The organism is Pseudomonas sp. MS15a(2019) (assembly GCF_013277805.1).
GTDB classification, from domain to species: domain Bacteria; phylum Pseudomonadota; class Gammaproteobacteria; order Pseudomonadales; family Pseudomonadaceae; genus Chryseomonas; species Chryseomonas benzopyrenica.
In genome coordinates this window covers 249,551-272,631 of sequence record NZ_VBTN01000005.1, presented here as the reverse complement: position 1 = coordinate 272,631, position 23,081 = coordinate 249,551, and the positions used below count along the sequence as shown (strand labels likewise).

The following is a 23,081-nucleotide window of genomic DNA, read 5'->3' as shown; positions in this document are numbered from 1 at the left end:
GCTGATGCGACCGCTCTTGCTGTGGATCTCATCGCGGCCACGGGCCGCTCCTACGGTTGCCTGTAGGAGCGGCCCATGGCCGCGATAGCACGTAGGTTAGGTTGAGACGGCTCCCTCGTCGAAGCCCAACGATGCCTGCTCGAATTCCGGCTCTGTTGGGCTTCGTTGCGCTCAACCCAACCTACGGCGGATCGACCGTAGGTTGAGTTGAGACGGCGCCATCGTCGAAGCCCAACGGTGCCTGCTCGAATTCCGGCTCTGTTGGGCTTCGCTACGCTCAACCCAACCTACGGCGGATCGACCGTAGGTTGGGTTGAAACGGCGCCACCGTCGAAGCCCAACAGTGCATGCTCGAACTCCAGCTCTGTTGGGCTTCGCTGCGCTCAACCCAACCTACGGTGATGTACAGGCACCGCACCTACCCCAACGCCTCCAACCGCTGCCGACTGCGCTCGAACCAGTCGCTCAGGGCTTCCGCCACCACCCGCGTCCGCTTGGGCAGGCCGCCCTGGTAGGGATGCACCAAAAACAGCGGCTGGCTGGGCGTGCGCCAGTCCCTGAGCAGCCAGACCAGTGCACCGCTGGCCAACTCCTCGTGCACCATGAACGACGGCAACCGGGCGATGCCCTGCCCGGCCAGGGCTGCCTGCTTGAGCAGGCTGTAGTGATTGCAGGCCAGGCTGGGCGCCACCTGGACACGACCGAGGCGGTGATCGCGGTGATAGAGCCAGACCTCGCCCTCGGCATAGTGATTGTTCACCAGGCAACGGTGGCCGAGCAGCTCCTCGGGCACCTGCGGCAACTCATGCGCGGCCAGGTAGGCGGGCGCGGCGCAGGTCACCTCCTGCATGGCGAACAGTGGGCGGGCGACCAGGCGCTCGTCCGGCTCCACCCGCGCACGGATCGCCAGGTCGAAGCCCTCGGCCACCAGGTCGCGGTAGCCATTGTCCAGCACCAGGTCCAACTGGATGGCGGGATGGGCGGCGCGGCAGGCCAGCAGCACCTCGAAAAAGGTGTAGCCCAGGGACACCGGCACGGTCAGGCGTACCGGACCGACGGCCTCCTCCTGCAGCCGGGCCACGCTCTGCAGGGCCCGCTCACGCTGGCGCACCAGGGCCTGGGCCTCGGGCAGCAGGGTGCGCCCGGCGGCGGTGGGATCGAGGCGGCGGGTGGTGCGGTGCAGCAGGCGGGTCTCCAGCCGTACCTCCAGCGCGCGGATGCGCTTCGACAGCTGCCCCTTGCTGCAGCCCAGGCGCTCGGCGGCACGGGTGTAGCTGCCGCTTTCACAGAGGATGGCGAAGGCGGCGAGATCGGCGAAGTCGTCCTGCATCGTTTCCTCCAGGAAACACTGGATTGCCATTCCGGTAATTTATCAGGGTAATGCGCCATTCTAGGCTGAGGACTCCTTTCCCTTCACGGAGTTGCCCCATGAAAATCATCCTTGTCGGAGCCAGCGGTACCCTGGGCAGTGCCATCGCCGAACGCCTGGGCAGCCGCCATGACCTGATCCGCGTCGGTCGTCGCTCCGGCGACGTCCAGGTCGACATTACCCAGCCGGATACCATCCGTGCCCTGTTCGCCAAGGTCGGCCGCTTCGATGCCCTGGTCAGTGCCACCGGCGCCCTCGCCTTCGCACCTGTGACCGAGTTGACCCAGGCCGACTTCCAAGTCGGCCTGAGCAGTAAACTCATGGGCCAGGTCAACCTGGTGTTGCTGGGCCAGGCCCAGGCGTCCGACGGTGCCTCCTTTACCCTCACCAGCGGCATCGTGAGCGAACATCCCATCCACCAGGGCAGCGCAGCGGCCATGGTCAACGCGGGGCTAGAAGGTTTCGCCCGAGGTGCCGCCATCGAGCTACCACGCGGCCAGCGCCTGAATGTGGTCAGCCCCACCGTGGTAGAAGAGTCCCTGGCGCGCTACGGCGACTTCTTCCTCGGCTTCAAGGCCATTCCCGTCGCCGAAGCCGCCCGCGCCTACGAACGCAGCGTAGAAGGACGAGAAACCGGCAAGACTTATCGCGTCTGGTAAGTCCTTGAGCTCCCGACGTTGTCTGAGTAACGTGTGCCCACCTCAGTCGGGAGTCCCGCGATGCCAGCGCCGCGTTCCATCTTTCCCCTTGCCCTGCTCGGCCTCCTCGGCGGTTGCAGTCTGTTCCAGAGCGACGACACCCCGCGTGCGCCGGGCGGCGAGCGCCTGCAGGGCGATCTGCGCTGGAGCGGTGACCAGCTGCTGTTCCGCCCCTGCCAGGAACAGCGCTTCTTCGACGTCACCGACGCCAACAACACCGCCATCCTGCGTGATGCCCACGAACTGGCCGCCGACAGTGGTGCCGCGTCGCTGTTCGCCGATCTGCGCGGCAAGCTCAAGTCCGGCGGTCGCGATGGCGCCCAGGGCGTGTTCGCCGTCACCGACGTCTACCGCGTGCAGTACAGCGGTCCGGGTTGCAGCGATCCCAATTTCAAGCGCACCGCCATGAACGCCGGTGGCCATGGACCGGACTGGAGCGTCCAAGTCAGCAATCAGGGCATGCTGGTCAGCACCGCCGGCCAGCAGCGGCGCGCCCTGCCCTTCGTGCAGGAAGAATTGCCCGGCGGCATGCGCGCCCTGTCCACCGAGGCCAATGGCGAGAAGGTCGAGTTGTGGATCAATCCGCGCCGCTGCGTGGACGGCCGTACCGGCACCGTGCAATCGCTGCAGGCCGAATTGCGCATCAATGGCCAGACCTGGCAGGGCTGCGCCTTCTACGGCGGTGCCGGCAACCCCACCTAGCCCGGGTGTTCGCGCGTTGCTTAGCGCGATCCCCTTGGCATCTCGCGCTTTACGTTTAGCGTCGCGCGCCCTCAGGGGCTAGTCTAGCGACGGCAAGGATTCACCCGCTTCGCTTGGCCGCCCCCGGGTCCGATCAGGCGAAGGCACAGGAACGCTCATCTAGCCAGGGTCCAGGCATGCCTACCTCTCCAGCGTCCCGTAGCGCCTCTCCGCGCCGACGGGGCCATACCGTCCTCCTGCGGCTGTTCCCAGCGCTTTGCGTACTGCTCTTGGGCCTTATCGGCCTGGGCTGCTACCTGCTGGTCGACAATGCCGTGCGCCAGGATGCCACCGTCGCCCAGCACACCGAGCGTGCCGTCGGCCGCACCTTCACCCGCCTCGACGAAGAGGTGGCCCGCAACCTGATCGACTACAGCAAATGGGACGAGGCCTATCGCCGCCTTCACCTGGAGCTGGACCACGACTGGGCCTACGACCAGGGCAATCTCGGCGAATCGCTGTACCGGGTCTATGGCTACGAAGGGGTGCTGGTGTTCGACAGCCAGGATCGGCCCCGCTATCGCCTGCTCGAAGGGCAACTGGCCGATCCTGCTACGCCCTGGCTGCAGGGCGACATCGCTGGTCTGCTGGCCGCGGCGCGCAGCGTCGATGCCCGCGCCGGCAGTGTGTCTGGCGTCCTCAACGTGGCCGGCACGCCGGCGCTGGTGGCCGCCGCGGCCATCACCCCGGGTGACCAGCCCGGCGTCCGTTCCCTGGATACGCCGGCTTCGGTACTGGTCTTCGTCAATGTGCTGAGTCCCGCCCGGCTGGCGACCCTGAGCGAAGCCAACAACCTGCCACCGCTCGGCATTACCACCGATCCGGCCGGGAGTCGCGGCAGCTGGCAACTGCCCGGCTCCAGCTATCAGTTGACCTGGCGTCCGCCGCGCCCGGGGCTGTGGCTGATGCAGCAGACCCTGCCGCTGTTCGGCGGCGGGGTGTTGATCCTGCTGCTGGGACTGATCTGGCTGTTTCGCCAGGCGCTGCTGTCGATGCGCCAGCTGGATACCCAGTACGATGACCTGCTGGCCAGTCGCAGCGAACTGGCCATTGGCGAGCGACGCTTCCGCGACATCGCCGAGGCCACCTCGGACTGGCTGTGGGAGGTCGATGCCGGTCTGCGCCTGGTCTATGTCTCGGAGCGCTTCGCCGAGGTCACCGGGGAAGCCGCCGACCGCTGGCTGGGACGGCCGCTCAACGAACTCCTGACACCCCACGCCGATACCCTGGCGCACTGGCTGGCCGGCCATGCCCACGACCGCAAACCGAGACCCCCGCTGGTCTGCCACTACCTGGATGGCAGCGGTCGCGAGCGCACCTGCCGGGTGGCCGCCCGGGCCATTCCCGAGGGTGGCTATCGTGGCACCGTCACCGACCTCACCGACGAGATCGAGGCCCTGGCCCAGGTCCAGCACCTGTCCTGGCACGACCCCCTCACCGGCCTGCCCAATCGCCACCGCCTGCACCAATTTCTCGCCACCCACCTGGAGGGCCCGGAGCCCCGTCCCCTGGCCCTGCTCAGTCTCGACCTGGATAGATTCAAGACGGTCAACGACGCCCTCGGCCATGCCGCCGGCGATCAGGTACTGCAGGAGGCAGCGCAGCGTCTGCGGCAGAACGTGACCGCCACCGACCTGGTGGCGCGTCTGGGCGGCGATGAATTCTGCGTGGTGCTCAGCGGCGAACGCGAGCCGGGCGCCATCGCCGACCTCTGTCGACGGCTGGTGGAGCAGCTGCGGCAGCCCTTCCGCCTCGGCGAGCAGCGCATCTTCATCGGCAGCAGCCTGGGCGTGGCCCTGGCACCGCGGGATACCAGCATCCCGGCCGAGTTGTTGCGCCTGGCCGACATCGCCCTCTACCAGGCCAAGGCCGCTGGCCGTGGCACCTGGCGCTTCCACGAACCGGCCATGAACGAACAGGTGCTGTTGCGCCGGCAACTGGAACAGGACCTGCGCCAGGCCCTGCGCGACGACCGTCTCAGTCTCTACTACCAGCCGCGGCGCAGCCTCGCCGACGGCAGCCTGCGCGGCTTCGAGGCGCTGGTGCGCTGGGAACACCCGACCCAGGGCTTGTTGGAGCCGCTGGACTTTTTGGCCTTGGCCGAAGACGCCGGACTCGCCCAGCGCCTCGGCCGCTGGGTGCTGGAGACCGCCTGCCACGACGCCCAGGGCTGGCCGGAACGGCTCTCGGTGTCGGTCAATCTGTCACCGCAGCAATTCCACGCCAACGAGGATCCGGTGCAGACCGTGGCCGAGGCGCTCTACCAGAGCGGCCTGGCCGCCCCGCGCCTGGAGCTGGAACTCACCGAACGCACCCTGCTGGACCCCGCGGCCGATGTGGCCAATACCCTGAGCGCGCTCAAGGGCCTGGGCGTACGGCTGTGCCTGGACGACTTCGGTTCCGGCCTCTGCTCCCTGGCCTATCTGCGCCGCTATCCGCTGGACGGCATCCGCCTGGATCGCAGCCTGATCGCCCGGCGCAACCACGCGCCGGAAGACAGTGCCCTGGTCCGCGCCATGATCGATCTCGGTCGCTCGCTGGGGCTGACCGTGACCCTCAAGGGCGTGGAAGACGCCGAGCACCTGCGCCAGCTGCAGCACCTGCCGGCGGACGAGATCCAGGGCTTCCATTGCGGCGCGCCCCTGCCGGCCGATCGGCTGGGCGCCTGGCTGGACGAAGGGGTGGCCGAGCCGCTGTGAGCTGAAGGGGGTGCGCCGGGCGCCTAGCGCTCGGCCACCATGCTGCCCTCGCCCGCCGCGCCACGGCGCTGGTTGCGGTCGTCGCGGGGGGTGACGCCAAAGAAGTTGCGATAGGCGCTGGAGAAATGCGGTCCCGACGAGAAGCCGCAAGACAGGCCGATCTGGATGATGGATTTGCTGGTCTGGGTGAGCATCTTGCGCGCGCGGTTCAGGCGCAATTCCAGGTAGTACTGGCTGGGCACCCGCGCCAGGTATTGCTTGAAGATCCGCTCCAGTTGCCGACGGGACACGCAGACGTGCTGGGCGATCTCGTCGGTGGTGAGCGGCTCTTCGATGTTGGCCTCCATCAGCATGACCGCCTGGGTCAGCTTGGGATGACTCGACCCCAGCCGGTTCTTCAGCGGAATGCGCTGCCGCTCGCTGCCTTCGCGCAGGCGCTCGACGATCAGCTCCTCGGCGATGGTGCCGGCCTGCTCCGCGTCGCGATCGCGGCCGATCATCGCCAGCAGCAGATCGAGAATGGCCAGGCCGCCACAGGCGGTCAGGCGATCGCGGTCCCACTCATAGAGGTGGTGAGTGGCGATGACCTTGGGGAACTGCTCGCTGAATTCCTCCAGCCAGCGCCAGTGCACGGCGGCGCGATGACCGTCGAGCAGGCCGAGCTGGGCGAGGATGTGCACCCCGGCGGAAAAGCCTCCCAGCACCACTCCGGCCCGGGCGGTCTGACGCAGAGCCGCGGCCAGGGGTGGCGGCAGCGTCGGCGAAGGTTCGTCGGCCAGCACGAAAAGGCGATCCAGGCGATCCAGCTGCCCTTCCCAATGGCCACCCGGCAGGCGCGGCTGCAACTCGCTGCCGGCCTGCAGAAAGCGCACCTCGTAGGGCGTATCGCTCGAATGGCGAGCGGCGAGTTCCAGCGCTTCCTCGACCAGGCCCACGGTCAGCGGACGAACGTCGGGCCACAGCAGAAAGGCGATGCGGATGGTCATCTAACGTCTGGCTTCCTGTCGAGAGCGGCGGGGGCGGACCGATCCGGGACCGCGCGCCATGAAACCCTTGTGGGGTGGCACGCATGGTACGCCGGAGTACTGCCCCTGTCCCAGCCTTTGCCCGGGCAGCGGACCGATGCGCCCTCCGGTCCGCTGGCTGGCGCGATTCTAGCCCCGCCTGGCTGGCCAGGGCTTCTGCCCTGGCGACAAGTCTTTACAGGGATGCCAAAAACGAACCGCCCGCGACCGGAGACGGACGCGGGCGGCTGCTGGTGGACGATGATCAGGCGACGGCCTGGCTCATCTGCTGGTGAGTCCCGACCAGATGCTGCACCACCCCCGGATCGGCCAGGGTGGAGATGTCGCCGAGGGAGTCGTATTCACCCACGGCGATCTTGCGCAGGATGCGTCTCATGATCTTGCCGGAACGGGTCTTGGGCAGCCCCGGCGCCCACTGGATGACGTCGGGCGTGGCGATGGGGCCGATCTCCTTGCGTACCCACTGCTTGAGTTCTTGACGCAGGGCCTCGTTGCCCTCCTCGCCCTGGTTGAGGGTGACGTAGACATAGATGCCCTGGCCCTTGAGGTCATGGGGCATGCCCACCACCGCGGCTTCGGCGACCTTGGGATGGGCTACCAGGGCGCTCTCGATCTCGGCGGTGCCCATGCGATGGCCGGAGACGTTGAGCACGTCGTCGACGCGACCGGTGATCCAGTAGTAGCCGTCTTCGTCGCGACGGGCGCCGTCACCGGTGAAGTACATGCCCTTGAAGGTCTTGAAGTAGGTGTCGACGAAGCGGTCGTGGTCGCCATAGATGGAACGCGACTGGCCCGGCCAGGAATCGAGGATCACCAGGTTGCCTTCCACGGCGCCGTCGAGCAGGTTGCCTTCGTTGTCCACCAGCGCCGGCTGGATGCCAAAGAAGGGACGGGTCGCCGAACCGGGCTTCTGGCCGATGGCGCCGGGCAGCGGGCTGATGAGGATGCCGCCGGTCTCGGTCTGCCACCAGGTGTCGACGATGGGGCAGCGTTCCTGGCCCACGGTCTTGTAGTACCAGTGCCAGGCCTCGGGATTGATGGGCTCGCCCACCGAACCGAGCAGGCGCAGGCTGCTGCCGTCGACGCCCTGCATGGCGGCATCGCCCTGGGCCATCATGGCGCGGATGGCGGTGGGCGCGGTGTAGAGGACGTTGACCTGGTGCTTGTCCACCACCTGGCCCATGCGGGTGACGTCCGGGTAGTTGGGCACGCCCTCGAACAGCAGGGTGGTGGCGCCATTGGCCAGGGGGCCGTAGACGATATAGCTGTGACCGGTGATCCAGCCGACGTCGGCCGTGCACCAGTAGACCTCGCCGGGGCGATAGTCGAAGACCCGCTCGTGGGTCAGGGCGGCATAGGTCAGGTAGCCACCGGTGGTGTGCAGGATGCCCTTGGGCTTGCCGGTGGAGCCGGAGGTATAGAGGATGAACAGCGGCGCCTCGGCGGACATCTCCTTGGGCTCGCAGTGTTCCGGGGCCACCGAGGTGATCTCTTCGTACCAGACGTCGCGGTGGCGGTGCCAGGCGATGTCGGCACCGGTGCGCTTGCAGACGATCACCTTGTGCACCGAATGGGTGGCCGGATTGGTCAGGGCTTCGTCGACATTGGCCTTGAGCGGGATCTTGCGACCGCCGCGCACGCCTTCGTCGGCGGTGATCACCAGCTTGGACTGGCAGTCGCTGATGCGGCCGGCCAGGGATTCGGGGGAGAAGCCGCCGAACACCACCGAGTGCACCGCGCCGATGCGGGCGCAGGCCAGCATGGCGACCACGGCCTCGGGGATCATCGGCATGTAGATGGTCACCACGTCGCCGCGGTGGATGTCCTGGCCGCGCAGGGCGTTGGCCAGCTGGCAGACCTCGCGATGCAGTTCGCGGTAGGTGATGTGACGGCTGTCGGCCGGATCGTCGCCTTCCCAGATGATGGCGGTCTGGTCGCCACGGGTTTCCAGGTGGCGATCCAGGCAGTTGTAGGAGGCGTTCAGGGTGCCGTCGGCAAACCACTGGATGTCGACGCGATGATCGTCGAAGGAGGTCTGCTTGACCCGGCTGAAGGGCTTGATCCAGTCCAGGCGCTGGGCCTGTTCGCGCCAGAAGCCATCCGGGTTGAGGATGGACTGCTGGTACAGGCGACGATAGGTGACTTCATCGGTCAGGGTCCGGGAAGCGACTTCCGCGCGGACCGGGTAGAAGGCGGCACTCATGGGACGATCTCCTCGGCGGGAAACTGTTGTTCTTGTTGCCTTCCGTTGTACGGCGCGCACCGGTTTCGAACCATTCGACCATGGTCGGACGGGGCGCCGGGAGCTGACCGACGGGTCTGTTACCCTTGCCCCTTCATGACTTTCTTCCCCCAAGGAGCGCCCCATGGCCGATCTCGCCCATTCCCATTGCGTCCCCTGCCGCTCCAGCGAGCCGGCCCTGAGCGCGGCCGCCAGCACCGAGCTGCTTAAGGCGGTCCCCGGCTGGACGCTGGTAGAACGCGAAGGGATTGCGCGCCTGGAACGCCGCTATGCCTTCGGCAACTTTCTCGAAGCCCTGGACTTCACCAACCGGGTCGGCCGCGAGGCGCAGGACGAAGACCATCACCCGGCCCTGCTCACCGAATGGGGCGCGGTGACGGTGAGCTGGTGGACCCACAACATCGGCGGCCTGCACCGCAACGACTTCATCATGGCCGCCCGTACCGACGCGGTCGCCCTGGCCGCCCAAGGCTAGACCGGCCAGCGCCTCAGGCGCTGGCCTCGACCAGTCCTTCGGCGTGCACGAAGCACAGCTTGTTGCCTTCCGGATCCCGGCAATAGGCGGCGTAGAAGTCCGCACCGTAGCCAGGGCGCACCCCGGGTGCGCCTTCGTCGCTACCGCCCGATTGCAATGCCCGGTGCCAGGCGGCCTCCACGGCCTGGCGCGACGGCGCGGCGAAGCTCACCTGCACGCCATTGCCCCAGGACGCGGGCAGGCCGTTGAAGGGAATCTGCACATAGAATTGCGGCCAGGGGCGACCCTGCCGCTGCCAGCCGCAGCCAGGAGGACCGCCGTCGTCCTCGACGGGCATCCGCACGAAACCGAATTCACGCAGAACGGCATCGTAAAAATCGACCAAGCGTTCCAGGTCGCGTGCACCTAGCTGGATGTGACTGAACATGAGCGGTACCCGTTGACTTCCCATCCGCCAACACCATACCGCTCTTGCGAGTCCGTCAAGCTACGGCGATCAAGCGCTCACCTTGAACCTGTTGGCGAGCCGCTCCAGTGTGCACACTGCCCCACCGGTCAACTGCGCACTCTGATGCGCCGCGGTACTGGACTGATGAACACTGGCCGCCAGGCTGCCCATGACCCTGAATCGCTGCCCGTTCTCCAGAGTTCCAGCGGTGAGCTTGTCGATGGTGATGAACAGTTGTTGCAACACCTGTTGAACCTCCTGCCTGTCTTCTGCAGCGGCCAAGGCCAATTGCAGGCCCGATTTCAGCTGTTCAATGCTGCTGTCCATGATGGCCACGGCGTCCTCGGTTCGACGCTGCATGTTGCTGATCATGTCGGCGATCTCTCCCGTGGAACGTGAGGTGCGATCGGCCAATTGCCGGACTTCATCGGCAACCACGGCGAAGCCCCGGCCACTTTCGCCCGCACGCGCCGCCTCGATGGCGGCGTTGAGGGCAAGCAGGTTGGTCTGATTGGCGATGGCGTTGATTACCGTCACGACCCGGCCGACTTCACTGGCGCTGTCTTTCACCTGCTTGATGGTGACGGTGGCCTCCTGTACCGAACGCTGGATATCGCTGCTGCTGCTCTGGACCTCCTGAAACTGCTTACGCGCCTCCTGTGCAGCGGTTCGTACCTGGGCGCGCATGACCTCCACCTCCGTCCCCGCCTCTTCCAATTCCTTCACCTGACTGCCGAGCGTCTGCATGCCCAACTCGAGTGACGAGCGCAGCCGCTGAGACTCATTCAATGAACGCTGGCTGGTTCCCTGCAGCTGGCTGTTGGCCTGTTCGATGTCACTACTGGTCATGACCACCTGCCCCACCATTTGGCCAAGGCTGTCGATCAGGCTGTTGATCCACTGGGCCACCAACGAGATTTCGTCGGGCCGCTCGTTTTGGGCCGGCAACCGCTCGGTGAGATCGCCGCCGCCTTCGGCGATGGTTCGCAGCATTTGGCTGGTCTTCCTGAGTCTGTTTATCAGCGGTCTGCTGACGCGCGCACTGAACAGGACCGTACCCGCCATCGCGCTCGTGACTACGGCTGCACACTGCGCGACCAGCCCCAGGTTCAGTTTGGAACAAGCCAGCAGCGGTAGCAGACTGCAGCAGAGCGACGTCACCAAGAAGTGCAGGTTGAGGCGGTATCTCAGGCTGCGATAGCGAAAGACTTCCTCCAGATCCGCTTCGCACATCATGCCCCAACGATCAGGCGATCCTGGCAGTGAAAAGGTGATGCCTCGTCCGACCACGGGCACATGACGGTAATCGGCATACCCCGGATAGTCGACGAAGAGGTTTTCACCGTGGCGGATGGTCTCGCGAATGCCGGGATGGAGCTGACCCGTGGCGGGATCGTTGAAGACGATCTCGAATTCGGTATGGTTGCGGATCCGGACGTCACCGAAGGCAGTGCGGACCCCACTCTTCAGATTTTCCCCCTTAGAAAAGGTCGAATCCTCGAACCGCGAACGCGACAAGGCGATACCCGGCCTCAGGTTAGGATCGAACCGCGATTCGACCATGAAGAGATAGTTGTCGCCTGAATCCTGATAGATATGCCCCGCTTCGCGCTGGATCAGATCACCGAGCACATCATTGGGAATACGCACGATCAATGCACCCTGCTGATCTCCACAGCGGGCCGGCTCGTAGAACATTAGGGTGACCGCATCGTGAAACTTCGAGGACGTCCGCCCTAACGCCTCCGTCACCGGATCCACATAAGGGCCATGGAGGAACCGCTGGGTCAGTCCGTTGCGCACCGCATCCTTGTGCAGATCGCAACTACCAATGCGGCTGGTCTTGGTGGAAACTATCACCTCGCCTTGGGCATCGATGAACGCTATCTCGCTCGCGTCCCGGATAACCTGTTGCTTGGCCGCCAGCAGGGCGGGTACCTCTTCCCCAGACAGGTCTGTGATGGCCGCCTTCAAGGTCCGTAAATGTTCCCAGATGCTTTCCGCCCAGGTCTGCAGTAGATCGCGACGAGTGTTGGCAAAGCTGACGAATGTGGCCTCCAATTCAGATTGGCGATCCCGGTTCAAGCAAGCGGCCCACCTGCGCACAAGCTTGCTATTGGTACCCAGCCAGGGCAACCAGGCGCGCTCCTCGGGTGTCAGCGCCATGGGTTTGGAATATTGCGTGGAGCTATGCATACAGACACCTCCTCGAGTGGGACATCATCGCGAGATGCAGTGCAATCAAAAGGCCATCAATCGAAACCGCCTGTCTCCTGTTTGAATCCGCTCAGCCTGGATGTGTAGGATCCGCAAGGCGTCTTGGGTGCCAAAGTGGTGCGAATCGAGATTTCCACGGTGAAATGAGACCTACATCGATGCACAAAAAACCTCTTAAACCCTTGATATAGAGCCTTTCCAAGCCTGAACGGCCACTACTGGAGTCCTCCTCTCCGTGATGGATAAAAAGCTAAGTCGCCTGACCAAGATAGGTCTGGTCTTCTTCATCCTCGGCCTGCTAGGCGTGGCCTTCGCCCTTTACGGTCTCTACCAGGGGCCCCGCCCTGCCGACCCCGGCGCGATCCGCAGCCTGCTGTTCGCAGCGGGGCTGCAGTTGACCGGCTACGTGCTGCTCAATCGCAATCGCTTCCGCTTCATGTTCGGCCGGCGCAAGGACTGAGCATGGCCATCCAGTGGATCTGCCGCGCCGCCCCGGCGCTGACTACCGCCGAGCTCTACGCCGCCCTGGTCCTGCGCGCCCGGGTCTTCGTGGTGGAGCAGCAGTGCGTCTATCCCGATCCCGACGGCCTGGATCTGGCGGACGACGTCTGGCACCTGTTCGGTTGGCGCGACGACCAGTTGCACGCCTACCTGCGCCTGCTGGGCTCCGTACGCGATGAAGTGGTGATCGGTCGGGTGATCGTCGCCCCCGAGGGCCGCGGCAGCGGTCTGGGCCATCTATTGCTGGCGGAAGCCTTGCGCGTCTGCGCCGAGCGCTGGCCCGGACGTTCGTTGTTCCTCTCCGCCCAGGCTCATCTGCAGGCCTACTATGGCCGCTATGGCTTCACGCCCTGTTCAGGGGTGTACGACGAGGACGGCATCCCCCATGTCGACATGCATCGCGCGGCGGACTAACGGCGACGGCGCAGCGGATCGAGCAGCGGCTTGAGGCCGTTGTGGTCGATCTCCTGCATCAGCGCCAGCAGCCGGCCCAGTTCACCGGGCGGAAAGCCGCTGCGGGCGAACCAGTTGAGGTAGTGGCCCGGCAGGTCGACCAGCAGGCGGCCGGCGTACTTGCCATAGGGCATGGCCCAGGTCACCAGGGCTTCCAGGTCAGCGGGTTGCATCGCTTGTCTCCTCCAGACGGCCTGGCGATTATGCCATGCCGTCAGGGGTCAACCGTCGGCCGCGGGGAGCACTGCGCCTCCGCGACGATCCCAGCTACACCAGGTCTGCAGAGGATTTCCGCATGAGCAATGTTACCCGGCCACTGGCCGCCGTCACCGGTGCCTCCAGTGGCATCGGCTTCGAACTGGCCAAGCAGCTGGCCCGCCATGGCCACGATCTGCTGCTGGTCTCTCGCGGTGATGGGCTGGACGCCGCCGAGCGCGAATTGCGTGCCCTGGGGGTCAAGGTCTGGAGCCATGCGGCCGATCTGCGCACCGCCGTAGGCGTGGAAGAGACCTATAGATTCCTGCGCCGCCAGGGCCGTCCGCTGGACGTCGTGGTGCTCAACGCCGGCGTCGGCCTGGGCGGCGCCTTCGTTGGCCAGACGCGGCTGGAAGACGAGATGGCGCTGATCCAGCTCAATGTGATGTCCACCGTGCACCTGGCCAAGCTGGTGTTGCCGGACATGGTCGCCGCCGGTCGCGGCCGGGTGCTCTTCACCTCGTCCATCTCGGCCACCGCGCCGATTCCCTTCGAGGCCGTCTACGGCGCTTCCAAGGCCTTCATCAATTCCTTCGCCTTCGCCCTGCGCAACGAACTCAAGGACAGCGGCGTGACCCTCACGGTGCTCATGCCCGGCCAGACCGATACCAACTTCTTCCACCGCGCCGGCGAGGACGACACCAGTGTGGGTGCCGGGCCCAAGAACGATCCGGTCCAGGTGGCCGCCCAGGGCTACGCCGCCCTGATGCAGGGCCTCGACCATGTCTATGGCGGCGGCCCAGAGGTGCAGCACGAGGGCGAGGTGCTCAATCGGGTGGAAAGCGAAGCCCAGAAGGCCGAGCGTCATCGCGCCTGGTCGGAGCCGGGCTCGGCGGAAAAGGACTAGCGGCCCTCATGCCAGGCGCTGGCAGACGCCGCTGGTGACGTCAGGCGAGGCGTCACGGCCAAGGCCCCGCCTGACATCCAGATAGCCGCCTCTAGTTGACCGGCGTGGCCCCAGGTGTGCCGCACTTGGCGAACCTGCCCTGGCTGTCCTTGCATTGCGCCGCCTTGGTCTTGGCTGTATCGCATTTGACGAACTTGCCGTGAGCGTCGCGGCAGGGCGCCGCCTGGACGCTGGCGGCGGCGAAGAGGGTCAGGGCTACCGCGGTGAGCAACGCTTTGAGCATGACGATCACCTTCAGGGCCGGGAGTGGCCCCTTGAAGCGTAGCGGAAGCCAGTGCAGTCGCCACCTGCCCGGCCAAAGCCGCGGCCAGGACCACTGTATGCCTAGATCCGGTCGCGACTGCGTCTCTTCAGAGGCCCTGCCTGCCAGGCAAGATAAGCCCTCGCGAATAACGGGAGACACGCCATGCGCACCCTTGGCCTGCTGGGCGGCATGAGCTGGGAAAGCTCGGCTCACTACTATCGCATCCTCAATGAAGAAGTCCGGCGCCGGCTGGGCGGCAGTCATTCGGCAGCCTGCCTGCTGCTGTCGGTGGATTTCGCCGAGATCGCCGCGCTGCAGCATGCCGGCGACTGGACGGCGCTTGGTCAGCGTCTACAAGGCCATGCGCGGCAACTGGCCGCCGGCGGCGCCGAGGCGCTGGTGCTCTGTACCAACACCATGCACTGCCTGGCAACGGAGATCGAGGCAGCCACGGCGCTGCCGTTGCTGCACATCGCCGACCCCACGGGTGCGGCGATCCGCGCCCGGGGCCTGCGGACCGTCGGCCTGCTGGGCACCGCCTTCACCATGGAACAGGCCTTCTATCGCGAGCGGCTGACGGCACACTTCGGTCTGGAGGTCCTGGTGCCCGAAGCGACCGCGCGCCAGACCGTGCATCACGTCATCTATGACGAGCTGGTACGTGGCGAGGTGCGCCCCGAGTCGCGGACAGCCTATCGCGCGATCATCGCCGAGCTGGTCGCCCAGGGGGCCGAAGGCATCGTGCTCGGTTGCACCGAGATCATGCTGCTGGTGGACCAGGGCGACAGCGCGGTGCCGCTGTTCGACACCACGCGACTGCACGCCCTGGCCGCCGTGGACTGGGCGCTGGACTAGCCCTGCAGCCGCTGCGCCACCTCGGCCAGCAGGGGGCGCGCATCGAGATCGGGTTGCTGGCACTCCGCGGCCAGGGCCGCCAACGCTGGATCGACCGGCTCGCTGCACCGCGTCAACCACTCTTCCAGCAGGATGCCGAAGGCACGACTCTCGAAGCGCTGCAGGCGCGCGGCTTGCGCAGCGTCCTCAGGGAGCAGCGAGGCGCCCCCGAAGTCGCCCAGCAGGCAGCGCGCGCCACCGTCCCAGAGGATGTTGTGGGCATAGAAGTCACCATGGACCAAGCCGTGGCCATGCAGGTGCGCCAGGGCGCTGGCCATGCCGCCGGCCATCTCACGTACGGCGGCGGCGGTAAAGCGGGTGTCTTCCGGATAGACGTCACGGCTGCACGTAGTGAAGCTGGGCGGTCCGGCCAGGTTGCCGAAGGCCGGCTCCACCAGTTCCAGCACCAGGCCGCTGCGCTGCTCGGGATGCTCGGCCAGATCGCCGAGGGCCCCGATCAGCCAGGGATGGGTGCCGGCGCTGAGGCTGGCGGCGCTTTCGCTTTCCGGGGTGCCATCGCTGGTCATGCTGCCCTTGAACAGCTTGACGGCGACCTCGCGCGGCCCCGTGGGCGACTGCCAGCGCGCCTGGTGGATGATGCCGGAGGCGCCCTCCCCCAGCCGCTCGCCCAGCGCCAGGTCGCTCCAGGCGATGCGTTGTTGCCGCGCCGCCTGGGTGCGCACCGCGCGCTCGCGCTCGGCCCCCAGGGGATTGTCGCCATAGGCCAGCCAGGTCAGCCGGGGCAGCGCGAGAATGGCCGGGGGCAGCGTCGCGAAGCGATTCGCCGACAGCCGCAGCAGCTCCAGTTGGTGCAGGTCGGCCATGCTCGCCGGCAAAGCCTCCAGCCGGTTGCCGGCCAACATCAGTTTTTGCAGCGCCGGTCGTTCACCCAGGGCAGCGGGCACCTCGGCGATGCGGTTGTCGGTGAGGATCAGCCAGCGCAGGCGCGGTGGCAGGGCCGCAGCACTCACCCGCTCCAGCTGGCAGGCCTTGAAGCCGATCATCTCCAGGTTGGGTAGCGTACCCAGCACCTCCGGCAACTCGGTGAAGGGATTGCCCGAGCAGAAGAGAATGCGCAGCCGGTGCAGTCGGCCCAGGTCGGCGGGCAGGCGGGTCAGCCGATTGCCCGACAGGTCGAGGATTTCCAGGCTGTCGGCCAGGCTATAGAGCTCTTCGGGGAATTCGGTCAGGTCGGCGCGCAGGGTCAGGCGCGTGGCCCCGGCCAGTTCGCCGGCACGCAGCCGGGCTAGGGTATCCATCATGGCAAAGCGACTCTCACGGTCTGGAAAAACCGGCATCCGGCCGGTGATGGCGCGGACGTTAGCATGCCAGGCCGCTAGCTGCGGCCCTCGTGCGCCAGAATGCGCGCCACTGCCTCTTGCAGCGTGCCGGCGGTCACCAGGGGCGGCGCCAGAGGATTGGCCACCTGCTCGGGACGCCGCTGCAGCAGGGCACCCCTGAACCCGGCAGCCTGGGCGCCGGCGATGTCCCAGGCATGGACGGCGATCAGCCACAGGCCCTCGGTGGGTTGACCCAGGCTGGCGGCGGCCTGGCGATAGGTGGCCGTGACCGGCTTGCTGGCGCCGGCGTCCTCGGCCGAGAGGATGTCGGCGAAAGCATCGCTCAGGCCGGCGTATTCCAGCTGCGCCTGGGTGGCGGCGCGGGCGTTGTTGGAGAAGGCGATGCAGCGCACGCCCTGCGCCCGAGCAAAATCGAGGCCCGCGCGGACATCGGCATGGGCGGGCAGCCGTTTGAGCGCATCGGCGACACGTTGCTTGTCCGCTGCGGCCAGCGTACGGCCGAGCCGCGCCGCGATCATGTCCAGCGCCGCCTGGCCCTGGGCCTCGAAGGGCGCGTGCCGGCCGCAGAGCTCGGCGGTCATGGCGTTCTGCAGGGTCTGGGCGAACCACAGCGTGCGGCTCTGGGGGTCGCCGAACAGCTCGGTGAACAGGCCGTCAAGCGCGGACAGGTCCAGCACGGTCTCGTTGATGTCGAACAGGCAGGTCAGGGTCATGGTCGCTACTCGGCGGAGGTTGGGCGTTCGACCAGGACTCGCGATCGACGTGCAGCCGCGCTAAGGTTTGCAGGACGTGCAGACGCGAGAAACAGCTAAAGTCTTATGATTTGCAGCCGATACCCTCAGTCAGCCCGCCTCTTGTCAGCCGCTCGTCCGGCTCGACTGGCGCTCCGGTCTTCCAAGCTGTGCCTGGGTCTCCTGCCAGGCCTGTCGATTCTCTTGAGCTAGTCCGATGGCCGATCCCTTGAAGTACGAAGATGACCGCCTCAACGCCCTGCACGCCTTGGAGCTGCTGGATTCGGCGCCGGCGGAGGAATTCGATCGCCTTTGCGAACTGGTCGCCAGCAGCTTCAATGTGCCGACCGCGCTGATCAGCCTGGTGGATCGCGATCGCCAGTGGTTCAAGGCCCGCGTCGGCTTCGACCTGGCGCAGATGCCCATCGAGGACGCCTTCTGCGCTCACACCATCCAGGCCGCGGATGGCCGGATGGAGATCAACGATGCCCGCTGCGATACCCGCTTCAGCCACAATCCCCTGGTGGTCAAGGCGCCGCTGGTGCGCTTCTATGCCGGCTCGGCCCTGGTCACCGAGGGCGGCTATGCCATCGGCAGCCTCTGCATCCTCGACAACCAACCACGCGAGCTGACGGCGACGGAACGCAAGCGCCTGGACGATTTCGCCGCCCAGGTGATGAGCCTCATAGGCCTGCGCCAGCACTTGCGCCGCCGCGATCCGGTCAGCGGCCTGCCCAATCGCCAGCAGTTCCAGGCCGATGTCGCCCAGTTGGCCGAGTTCCAGCCCGGGGAGGCACGGCTGCTGGTGCTGGTGGACCCGCTGGAGACCCGCTGGAAGGAGCAACTGATCCTGGCCCAGGGCATGTGGCCCTTCGAGACCTTCCTGCGCAGCCTGGCCCTGCGGCTGTGCGACGCCCTGAGCGAGCGGGCCAAGGTCTATCACGTGGATACCAAGAGATTTGCCTTCCTGCTACCGGCGGAGTGCGATTTCCCACCGTTGCTCGACGCCCTCATCGCCCAGCTGCGCATGCCGGTCCAGGCCGACCGGATCCCCATCGACCCGCCGGTCAAGGCCGGCGTGGTGTCCTTCCTGCTCAATCCGGGCGAGGTCCGCGACCTGCTGCGCAAGGCCATGGTGGCGGTCGACCAGGCGGCGCTGAGCAGTCGTCACTGGGTCGTCTACGAGCGCCCGCAGGACGAGGCCTTCCAGCGGATCTTCCAACTGGTGCGGGAGATTCCCGAAGGCCTCGAACGCGGTGACTTCAGCCTGGCCTTCCAGCCGCGCCTGAGCCTGCCCGGACGCCGTCTGTGCAGCGCCGAAGCCCTGTTGCGCTGGACCCATCCACAACGCGGTCCCATCGCCCCGGGCGACTTCATCACGGCGATCGAGAAGACCGCGCTGATCCACAGCGTCACCCGCTGGGTGATCCGCACCGCCGTCGGCCAGCTGGCGCAGTGGGACACCCGCTACCAGGGACGACTGTCGCTCAACCTGTCGCCCCGGGATTTCGACGAGGGCGACCTGGTCGACCTGCTGCGCGAGACCTGCCAGCGCCAGGGCGTCGATCCCCGCCGGCTGGAGGTGGAGATCACCGAAGGCGAATGGCTCAGACGCAATCCGGTGGCCATCGCCCAGCTGCATGAGCTGCGCGAGCTGGGGCTGGAGATCGCCATCGACGACTTCGGCAGTGGCTACAGCAACTTCGCCTATCTCTACGAATTGCCAGTGACCAGCGTCAAGCTCGACCGCTCGCTGATCCACGACCTGCCCACGGATCCGCGCAAGCAGGAGGTGGTCAGGGCGCTGCTGGCGCTGATCGGCAAGCTCGGTTATCGCAGCGTCGCCGAGGGCATAGAGACGCCAGAGGTCCTGGCCTTCCTGCAGGAAGCCGGCTGCGACGAGGTTCAGGGCTATCTGCTGGCCCGCCCCATGGCCCTGCCCGCCTTCGAGGCCTGGTACGCCGAACAGGCTTAAGCCGAACGGATGAGGTCATTTGACTGACAAATTCATTCCAGGCTCTACACTGGTTCAGGTCGTAGTTTCCCGGGAGTGAGGACATGAGGGAATCAGGTACCGAGTTGTTGGACGTGGTTGGCCTGGATACTGGCAATCTGAGCAGTCAAGGTTGCATCGACAAGGTGCTGCACGCGTTGCGCATCCACCTGGACATGGACGTGGCCTTCCTGGCCGAATTTCGCCAGCAGGACCGGGTCTTTCGCAATGTCGATGCCGTGCCCGATGCGCCGCTCAAGGCCGGCGACGCCCTGCCGCTCAGCCAGGGCTATTGTCAGCAGGTGGTCACCGGCCATCTGCCCGAACTCATCCCCGATACCCGCGCCGTCGGCCCGGCCCGCCTGATCCCGGAAACCCGCAGCGTCCCCATCGGCGCCCACGTCAGCGTGCCCGTCCGGCTCAGCGATGGCGAACTCTATGGCACCTTCTGCTGCTTCAAGTACCAACCCGATCCGACCCTGAGTCCCCGTGACCTGGAACTGGTGCGGACCTTCGCCGAACTGGTGGCCGATCGCCTCAGCCTGGACGTCTCCAGTCGCCGCGGCCAGGTCGAGATGCGTCAGCGCATTCAGGGCGCGGTGGCTGCGCACCAGCCCAGCATCGTCTACCAGCCGATCTATCATCTCGCCGATCTGCGCATCGCTGGCTGGGAGTCGCTGTCGCGTTTCCACTGCCCGCCACAGCGCAGCCCGGACCTGTGGTTTTCCGAAGCCAGCGCCATCGGTCTGGGCGACGAGCTCGAAGAATGCGCCATGCGCTTTGCCCTGCAGGGGCTGCAGAGTCTGCCCGACGACAGCTACCTGACCATGAACTGTTCACCGCAGACCATCCTGGCCGGCCGCCTGCCCGTGCTGCTGGCGGGCAATCCGCCGGGCCGGCTGGTGCTGGAGATCACCGAGCACGCCGAAGTCGACGACTACGACGCCCTCCACGCCCAGCTGCGACCGCTGCGGGCCCAGGGCGTGCGCCTGGCCATCGACGATGCCGGCGCCGGCTATTCGAGTCTGAGGCACATCCTTAGGCTGCGTCCGGACATGATCAAGCTGGACATGAGCCTGGTGCGCGACATCGATCGCGACGCCGAGCGGCGGGCGCTGGCGTCGGCGATCATCGCCTTCGCCCGCGAGACCCACAAGGAGGTGATCGCCGAGGGGGTGGAGACCCTCGCCGAGCTGGAAGCGCTCAGGGCGCTGCAGGTGGACAAGGTGCAGGGCAACCTGCTGAGCCGTCCGCTGCCGCGCGACGACGCCTTGCGCCTGCCCCGGCGGCGCGAGCTGGAAGGCCTGCAGGACAGCTGAACCGGCAAGGATCGGCGACCATTCAAGTCGCCGATCCTTTGGCCGATACGCCTAGGCGAATGATCGCTTCATCTGACGCCAGACCCGTTCTCGGCCGTTCTTTGTCCTGCAGGAGTTACCGGTGCGCTCCATCCTGGTCATCGAAGACAGCCCCATGGTCCTCAAGATCCTGGCGCACCTCTTTCGTCAGCAGCGCGACTTCGAGCCGGTGTTCTGCGCCACCCTCGCCGAAGCCGAGCTGATGCTGGAAACCTCGGCCAACCTGTTCTTTGCCGCCTTGGTGGATCTCAACCTGCCCGATGCGCCCAATGGCGAAAGCGTCGACCTGGTATTGCGCTATCGTCTGCCCTGCATCGTCCTCAGCGGTTCCTACGACGAGCGCCGGCGCGACGACCTGCTGACCAAGGGCGTGGTCGACTACGTGCTCAAGGAAAGTCAGTACTCCTACGAATTCGCCTTCCGCCTGCTGCGCCGGCTGGATAGCAATACCGCGGTGAAGATTCTGATCGCCGAGGACTCCGACGCCACCCGCAACTACATCCGCCACGTGCTGACGCCCCACCGCTACCAGTTGCTGGATGCCTGCGACGGCAACGAAGCCCTGCGCCTGCTGGAGGAGCAGCCGGACATCGACCTGCTGGTGGTGGACCACAGCATGCCCGGCCTGAGCGGTTTCGAACTGGTGCAGCTGCTGCGGCAGAAGCTGCGCCGCCACGACCTCAGCATCATCGGCCTGTCGGCCGACGAAAAGGGCTCGCTCAGCGCCAAGTTCATCAAGCAGGGCGCCGACGACTTCCTGCGCAAGCCCTTCTGCCCCGAGGAGCTCAACTGCCGGGTGGTCTCGACCCTGGAGCGGCGGGATCTCATGCGCGCCCTCACCCATGCCGCCCAGTACGACTCCCTCACCGGGCTGCGCAATCGGCGTGCCTTCCAGGATCAGGCCCAGGAGTGGTTTCGCCAGGCCGAGCGCGAGGGTCACACCCTGAGCGTGGCCATGCTCGACCTGGATCACTTCAAGCGCATCAACGACGAACACGGCCATGCCAGCGGCGACAGCGCCCTGGTGGTCTTCGCCCAGGCGCTGGCCCGCACCCTGCCCCAGGACCTGACCGGGCGCCTGGGCGGCGAGGAATTCGCCCTGGTCAGCCGCATGCCGCCAGAGCAGTTGCTGCAGGCGCTGGACCTGTTGCGACGTTACTGCCAGTCCCAGGCCTATGCCCCGGGCGCGCCGCCGCTGTCGTTCAGCGCGGGGGTCTTCAGCGGCCTCGCCAACGATCTCGAAGGGTTCCTGCACGAAGCCGATCGCCGCCTCTATCAGGCCAAGCGTCAGGGCCGTGGCCGTACCTGCCTGGTGCTGGACGCCGAGTAGCGCGGATCCCGGGTTGGCGCCCTGCGCCACAAGACATATGATGTCAGACGATTGATCTGCTGCCGCAGGTCGATCCGCATAGCCTCGTCTGAACAATAACAATCAAGGACCTGCACCATGCATGACTCTTCCCCGGGGCTCGCCCGGCCGCTGTCGCGTCGTCGTCTGCTTCAGGGCGGCCTGGTCTGCAGCGCGGCCCTCGCGCTACCCACCCTCGCCCGCGCCGCCGAACCCCTGAGCCAACGCTATCCCGATCCGCTCATCGAGATCCTCGACGACCGCTTCCTGGAATTGCGCCTGTTCAATGCCAGCGTCGAGCGCCTGGCCACCGGTCTGCGCTGGGCCGAAGGGCCGGTCTGGATCGGCGACGGCAACTACCTGCTGATGAGCGACATCCCCAATAACCGCATCGTGCGCTGGGATGAAGTCAGCGGCCGGCTGGACACCTATCGCGCCCAGTCGAATTTCTCCAACGGCCTGACCCGCGACCGCCAGGGTCGACTGATCGCCTGCGAAGGCTCCACCACCCACGGTCTCGGTCGGCGGGTCACCCGCACCGAGCACGACGGGCGCCTCACGGTGCTGGCCGATAACTTCGAAGGCAAGCCGTTCAATTCGCCCAATGACGTGGTGGTCAAGCGCGACGGCTCCATCTGGTTCAGCGATCCGCCGTTCCAGGCCAACAGCGACTACGAGGGCCACAGGGTCAAGACCGAGCAGCCCGATGCGGTCTATCGCATCGACGGCGAAAGCCTGGCGGTGACGCGGGTCATTGGCGATCTTAACGGCCCCAATGGCCTGGCCTTCTCACCGGACGAGAAACTGCTCTATGTGGTCGAGGGCCGCGCCAAGCCCAATCGCCTGGTGTGGGCCTATACCGTCAAGGACGACGGTAGCCTGGGCGAACGCCGCAAGCATATCGAGGCGCTGGAGTATGGCGCCCTGGATGGCATCAAGTGCGACGTGGCGGGCAATCTCTGGTGCGGCTGGGGCAGCAGTGGCGCCCCAGCGGCCAAGCCCGAGGTGCTCGATGGCGTGCGGGTGTTCGATCCCAGCGGCAAGGCGCTGGGGCATATCCACCTGCCGGAGCGCTGCCCCAACCTGTGCTTTGGCGGACCTGAGGGTAATCGGCTGTTCATGGCCGGCTCCCACTCGCTGTATAGCCTCTACGTCAATATCCGCGGTGCCGGGCTCTAGCCG

At 66.3% G+C, this 23,081-nt stretch carries 21 protein-coding genes; 12 read left to right on the top strand and 9 right to left on the bottom strand.

The window, feature by feature from the left end; translation table 11 throughout:
• Positions 1 to 418: 418 nt before the first annotated feature.
• A complete protein-coding gene (locus tag FEZ61_RS10010; RefSeq protein ID WP_173148489.1) occupies positions 419 to 1,330 on the bottom strand; it encodes a LysR family transcriptional regulator in 912 nt (303 codons plus the stop codon).
• Between the two features lie 98 nt (positions 1,331 to 1,428).
• Here FEZ61_RS10010 and FEZ61_RS10005 point away from each other — a divergent pair, with 98 nt between their 5' ends.
• The 3 genes from FEZ61_RS10005 (at position 1,429) to FEZ61_RS09995 (ending at position 5,507) form a co-directional block, all read left to right on the top strand.
• On the top strand, positions 1,429 to 2,028 hold the full coding sequence (locus tag FEZ61_RS10005) for a short chain dehydrogenase (protein ID WP_173148487.1): 600 nt from the start codon (positions 1,429 to 1,431) through the stop codon (positions 2,026 to 2,028).
• Between the two features lie 60 nt (positions 2,029 to 2,088).
• Entirely contained in the window at positions 2,089 to 2,769 is a 681-nt protein-coding gene (locus tag FEZ61_RS10000; RefSeq protein WP_093250385.1) for a hypothetical protein, read from the top strand.
• Between the two features lie 176 nt (positions 2,770 to 2,945).
• Positions 2,946 to 5,507 carry an EAL domain-containing protein gene (locus FEZ61_RS09995; RefSeq protein ID WP_173148485.1) on the top strand — a complete coding sequence of 854 codons (2,562 nt, stop codon included), beginning with the start codon at positions 2,946 to 2,948 and terminating at the stop codon, positions 5,505 to 5,507.
• Between the two features lie 23 nt (positions 5,508 to 5,530).
• On the opposite strand, the gene FEZ61_RS09990 is transcribed toward FEZ61_RS09995, so the two are convergent.
• Positions 5,531 to 6,493, bottom strand: a complete 963-nt coding sequence (locus tag FEZ61_RS09990; protein WP_064307302.1) for a GlxA family transcriptional regulator — start codon at positions 6,491 to 6,493, stop codon at positions 5,531 to 5,533.
• 283 nt (positions 6,494 to 6,776) lie between these two features.
• Positions 6,777 to 8,735, bottom strand: coding sequence for an acetate--CoA ligase (acs, locus tag FEZ61_RS09985; protein WP_017642431.1), 1,959 nt, complete (start codon positions 8,733 to 8,735; stop codon positions 6,777 to 6,779).
• 163 nt (positions 8,736 to 8,898) lie between these two features.
• Here acs and FEZ61_RS09980 point away from each other — a divergent pair, with 163 nt between their 5' ends.
• A complete protein-coding gene (locus FEZ61_RS09980; RefSeq protein WP_173148483.1) occupies positions 8,899 to 9,249 on the top strand; it encodes a 4a-hydroxytetrahydrobiopterin dehydratase in 351 nt (116 codons plus the stop codon).
• Between the two features lie 13 nt (positions 9,250 to 9,262).
• Here FEZ61_RS09980 and FEZ61_RS09975 read toward each other — a convergent pair whose 3' ends face one another.
• On the bottom strand, positions 9,263 to 9,676 hold the full coding sequence (locus FEZ61_RS09975) for a VOC family protein (protein WP_017642433.1): 414 nt from the start codon (positions 9,674 to 9,676) through the stop codon (positions 9,263 to 9,265).
• Positions 9,677 to 9,745: 69 nt separating this feature from the next.
• Complete coding sequence (locus FEZ61_RS09970) at positions 9,746 to 11,893, bottom strand: methyl-accepting chemotaxis protein (protein WP_173148481.1); 2,148 nt, start codon at positions 11,891 to 11,893, stop codon at positions 9,746 to 9,748.
• Between the two features lie 259 nt (positions 11,894 to 12,152).
• Between FEZ61_RS09970 and FEZ61_RS09965 the strand changes: the two genes are divergently transcribed.
• Positions 12,153 to 12,374: a hypothetical protein gene (locus FEZ61_RS09965; RefSeq protein WP_017642435.1), complete on the top strand. Its 222-nt coding sequence runs from the start codon at positions 12,153 to 12,155 to the stop codon at positions 12,372 to 12,374.
• Between the two features lie 2 nt (positions 12,375 to 12,376).
• A complete protein-coding gene (locus FEZ61_RS09960; RefSeq protein ID WP_017642436.1) occupies positions 12,377 to 12,829 on the top strand; it encodes a GNAT family N-acetyltransferase in 453 nt (150 codons plus the stop codon).
• Here the strand turns inward: FEZ61_RS09960 and FEZ61_RS09955 are convergent.
• Positions 12,826 to 13,041 (bottom strand): DUF3820 family protein, encoded by a 216-nt coding sequence (locus FEZ61_RS09955; RefSeq protein WP_173148479.1) that lies wholly within the window; start codon positions 13,039 to 13,041, stop codon positions 12,826 to 12,828. The two genes, FEZ61_RS09960 and FEZ61_RS09955, sit on opposite strands and share 4 nt — an antisense overlap.
• A gap of 122 nt (positions 13,042 to 13,163) precedes the next feature.
• On the opposite strand from FEZ61_RS09955, the gene FEZ61_RS09950 reads away from it, so the two are divergent.
• A complete protein-coding gene (locus FEZ61_RS09950) occupies positions 13,164 to 13,970 on the top strand; it encodes an SDR family NAD(P)-dependent oxidoreductase (RefSeq protein ID WP_017642438.1) in 807 nt (268 codons plus the stop codon).
• 91 nt (positions 13,971 to 14,061) lie between these two features.
• Here the strand turns inward: FEZ61_RS09950 and FEZ61_RS09945 are convergent, their stop codons facing one another.
• Positions 14,062 to 14,253 carry a hypothetical protein gene (locus FEZ61_RS09945; RefSeq protein ID WP_017642439.1) on the bottom strand — a complete coding sequence of 64 codons (192 nt, stop codon included), beginning with the start codon at positions 14,251 to 14,253 and terminating at the stop codon, positions 14,062 to 14,064.
• Between the two features lie 183 nt (positions 14,254 to 14,436).
• On the opposite strand from FEZ61_RS09945, the gene FEZ61_RS09940 reads away from it, so the two are divergent.
• Positions 14,437 to 15,129, top strand: coding sequence for an aspartate/glutamate racemase family protein (locus tag FEZ61_RS09940; RefSeq protein ID WP_093250421.1), 693 nt, complete (start codon positions 14,437 to 14,439; stop codon positions 15,127 to 15,129).
• Here FEZ61_RS09940 and FEZ61_RS09935 read toward each other — a convergent pair.
• Together FEZ61_RS09935 and FEZ61_RS09930 are read right to left on the bottom strand one after the other, a co-directional pair.
• Entirely contained in the window at positions 15,126 to 16,427 is a 1,302-nt protein-coding gene (locus FEZ61_RS09935; protein ID WP_242455137.1) for a leucine-rich repeat-containing protein kinase family protein, read from the bottom strand. The genes FEZ61_RS09940 and FEZ61_RS09935 overlap by 4 nt on opposite strands.
• A 77-nt stretch (positions 16,428 to 16,504) precedes the next feature.
• Positions 16,505 to 17,182, bottom strand: coding sequence for a haloacid dehalogenase type II (locus FEZ61_RS09930; RefSeq protein ID WP_064307307.1), 678 nt, complete (start codon positions 17,180 to 17,182; stop codon positions 16,505 to 16,507).
• Between the two features lie 235 nt (positions 17,183 to 17,417).
• Between FEZ61_RS09930 and FEZ61_RS09925 the strand changes: the two genes are divergently transcribed.
• The 4 genes from FEZ61_RS09925 to FEZ61_RS09910 all read left to right on the top strand — a co-directional run bounded on the left by FEZ61_RS09925 (position 17,418) and on the right by FEZ61_RS09910 (position 23,078).
• The gene (locus FEZ61_RS09925; protein ID WP_173148475.1) at positions 17,418 to 19,175 is read left to right on the top strand and encodes an EAL domain-containing protein; all 1,758 of its coding nucleotides are present in this window, start codon (positions 17,418 to 17,420) and stop codon (positions 19,173 to 19,175) included.
• An 83-nt stretch (positions 19,176 to 19,258) separates the two neighbouring features.
• Positions 19,259 to 20,512, top strand: coding sequence for an EAL domain-containing protein (locus FEZ61_RS09920; RefSeq protein ID WP_093250431.1), 1,254 nt, complete (start codon positions 19,259 to 19,261; stop codon positions 20,510 to 20,512).
• A gap of 121 nt (positions 20,513 to 20,633) precedes the next feature.
• Positions 20,634 to 21,881 carry a diguanylate cyclase gene (locus FEZ61_RS09915; protein ID WP_093250436.1) on the top strand — a complete coding sequence of 416 codons (1,248 nt, stop codon included), beginning with the start codon at positions 20,634 to 20,636 and terminating at the stop codon, positions 21,879 to 21,881.
• Positions 21,882 to 21,998: 117 nt separating this feature from the next.
• Positions 21,999 to 23,078 (top strand): SMP-30/gluconolactonase/LRE family protein, encoded by a 1,080-nt coding sequence (locus FEZ61_RS09910; protein ID WP_017642446.1) that lies wholly within the window; start codon positions 21,999 to 22,001, stop codon positions 23,076 to 23,078.
• Positions 23,079 to 23,081 lie beyond the last annotated feature (3 nt).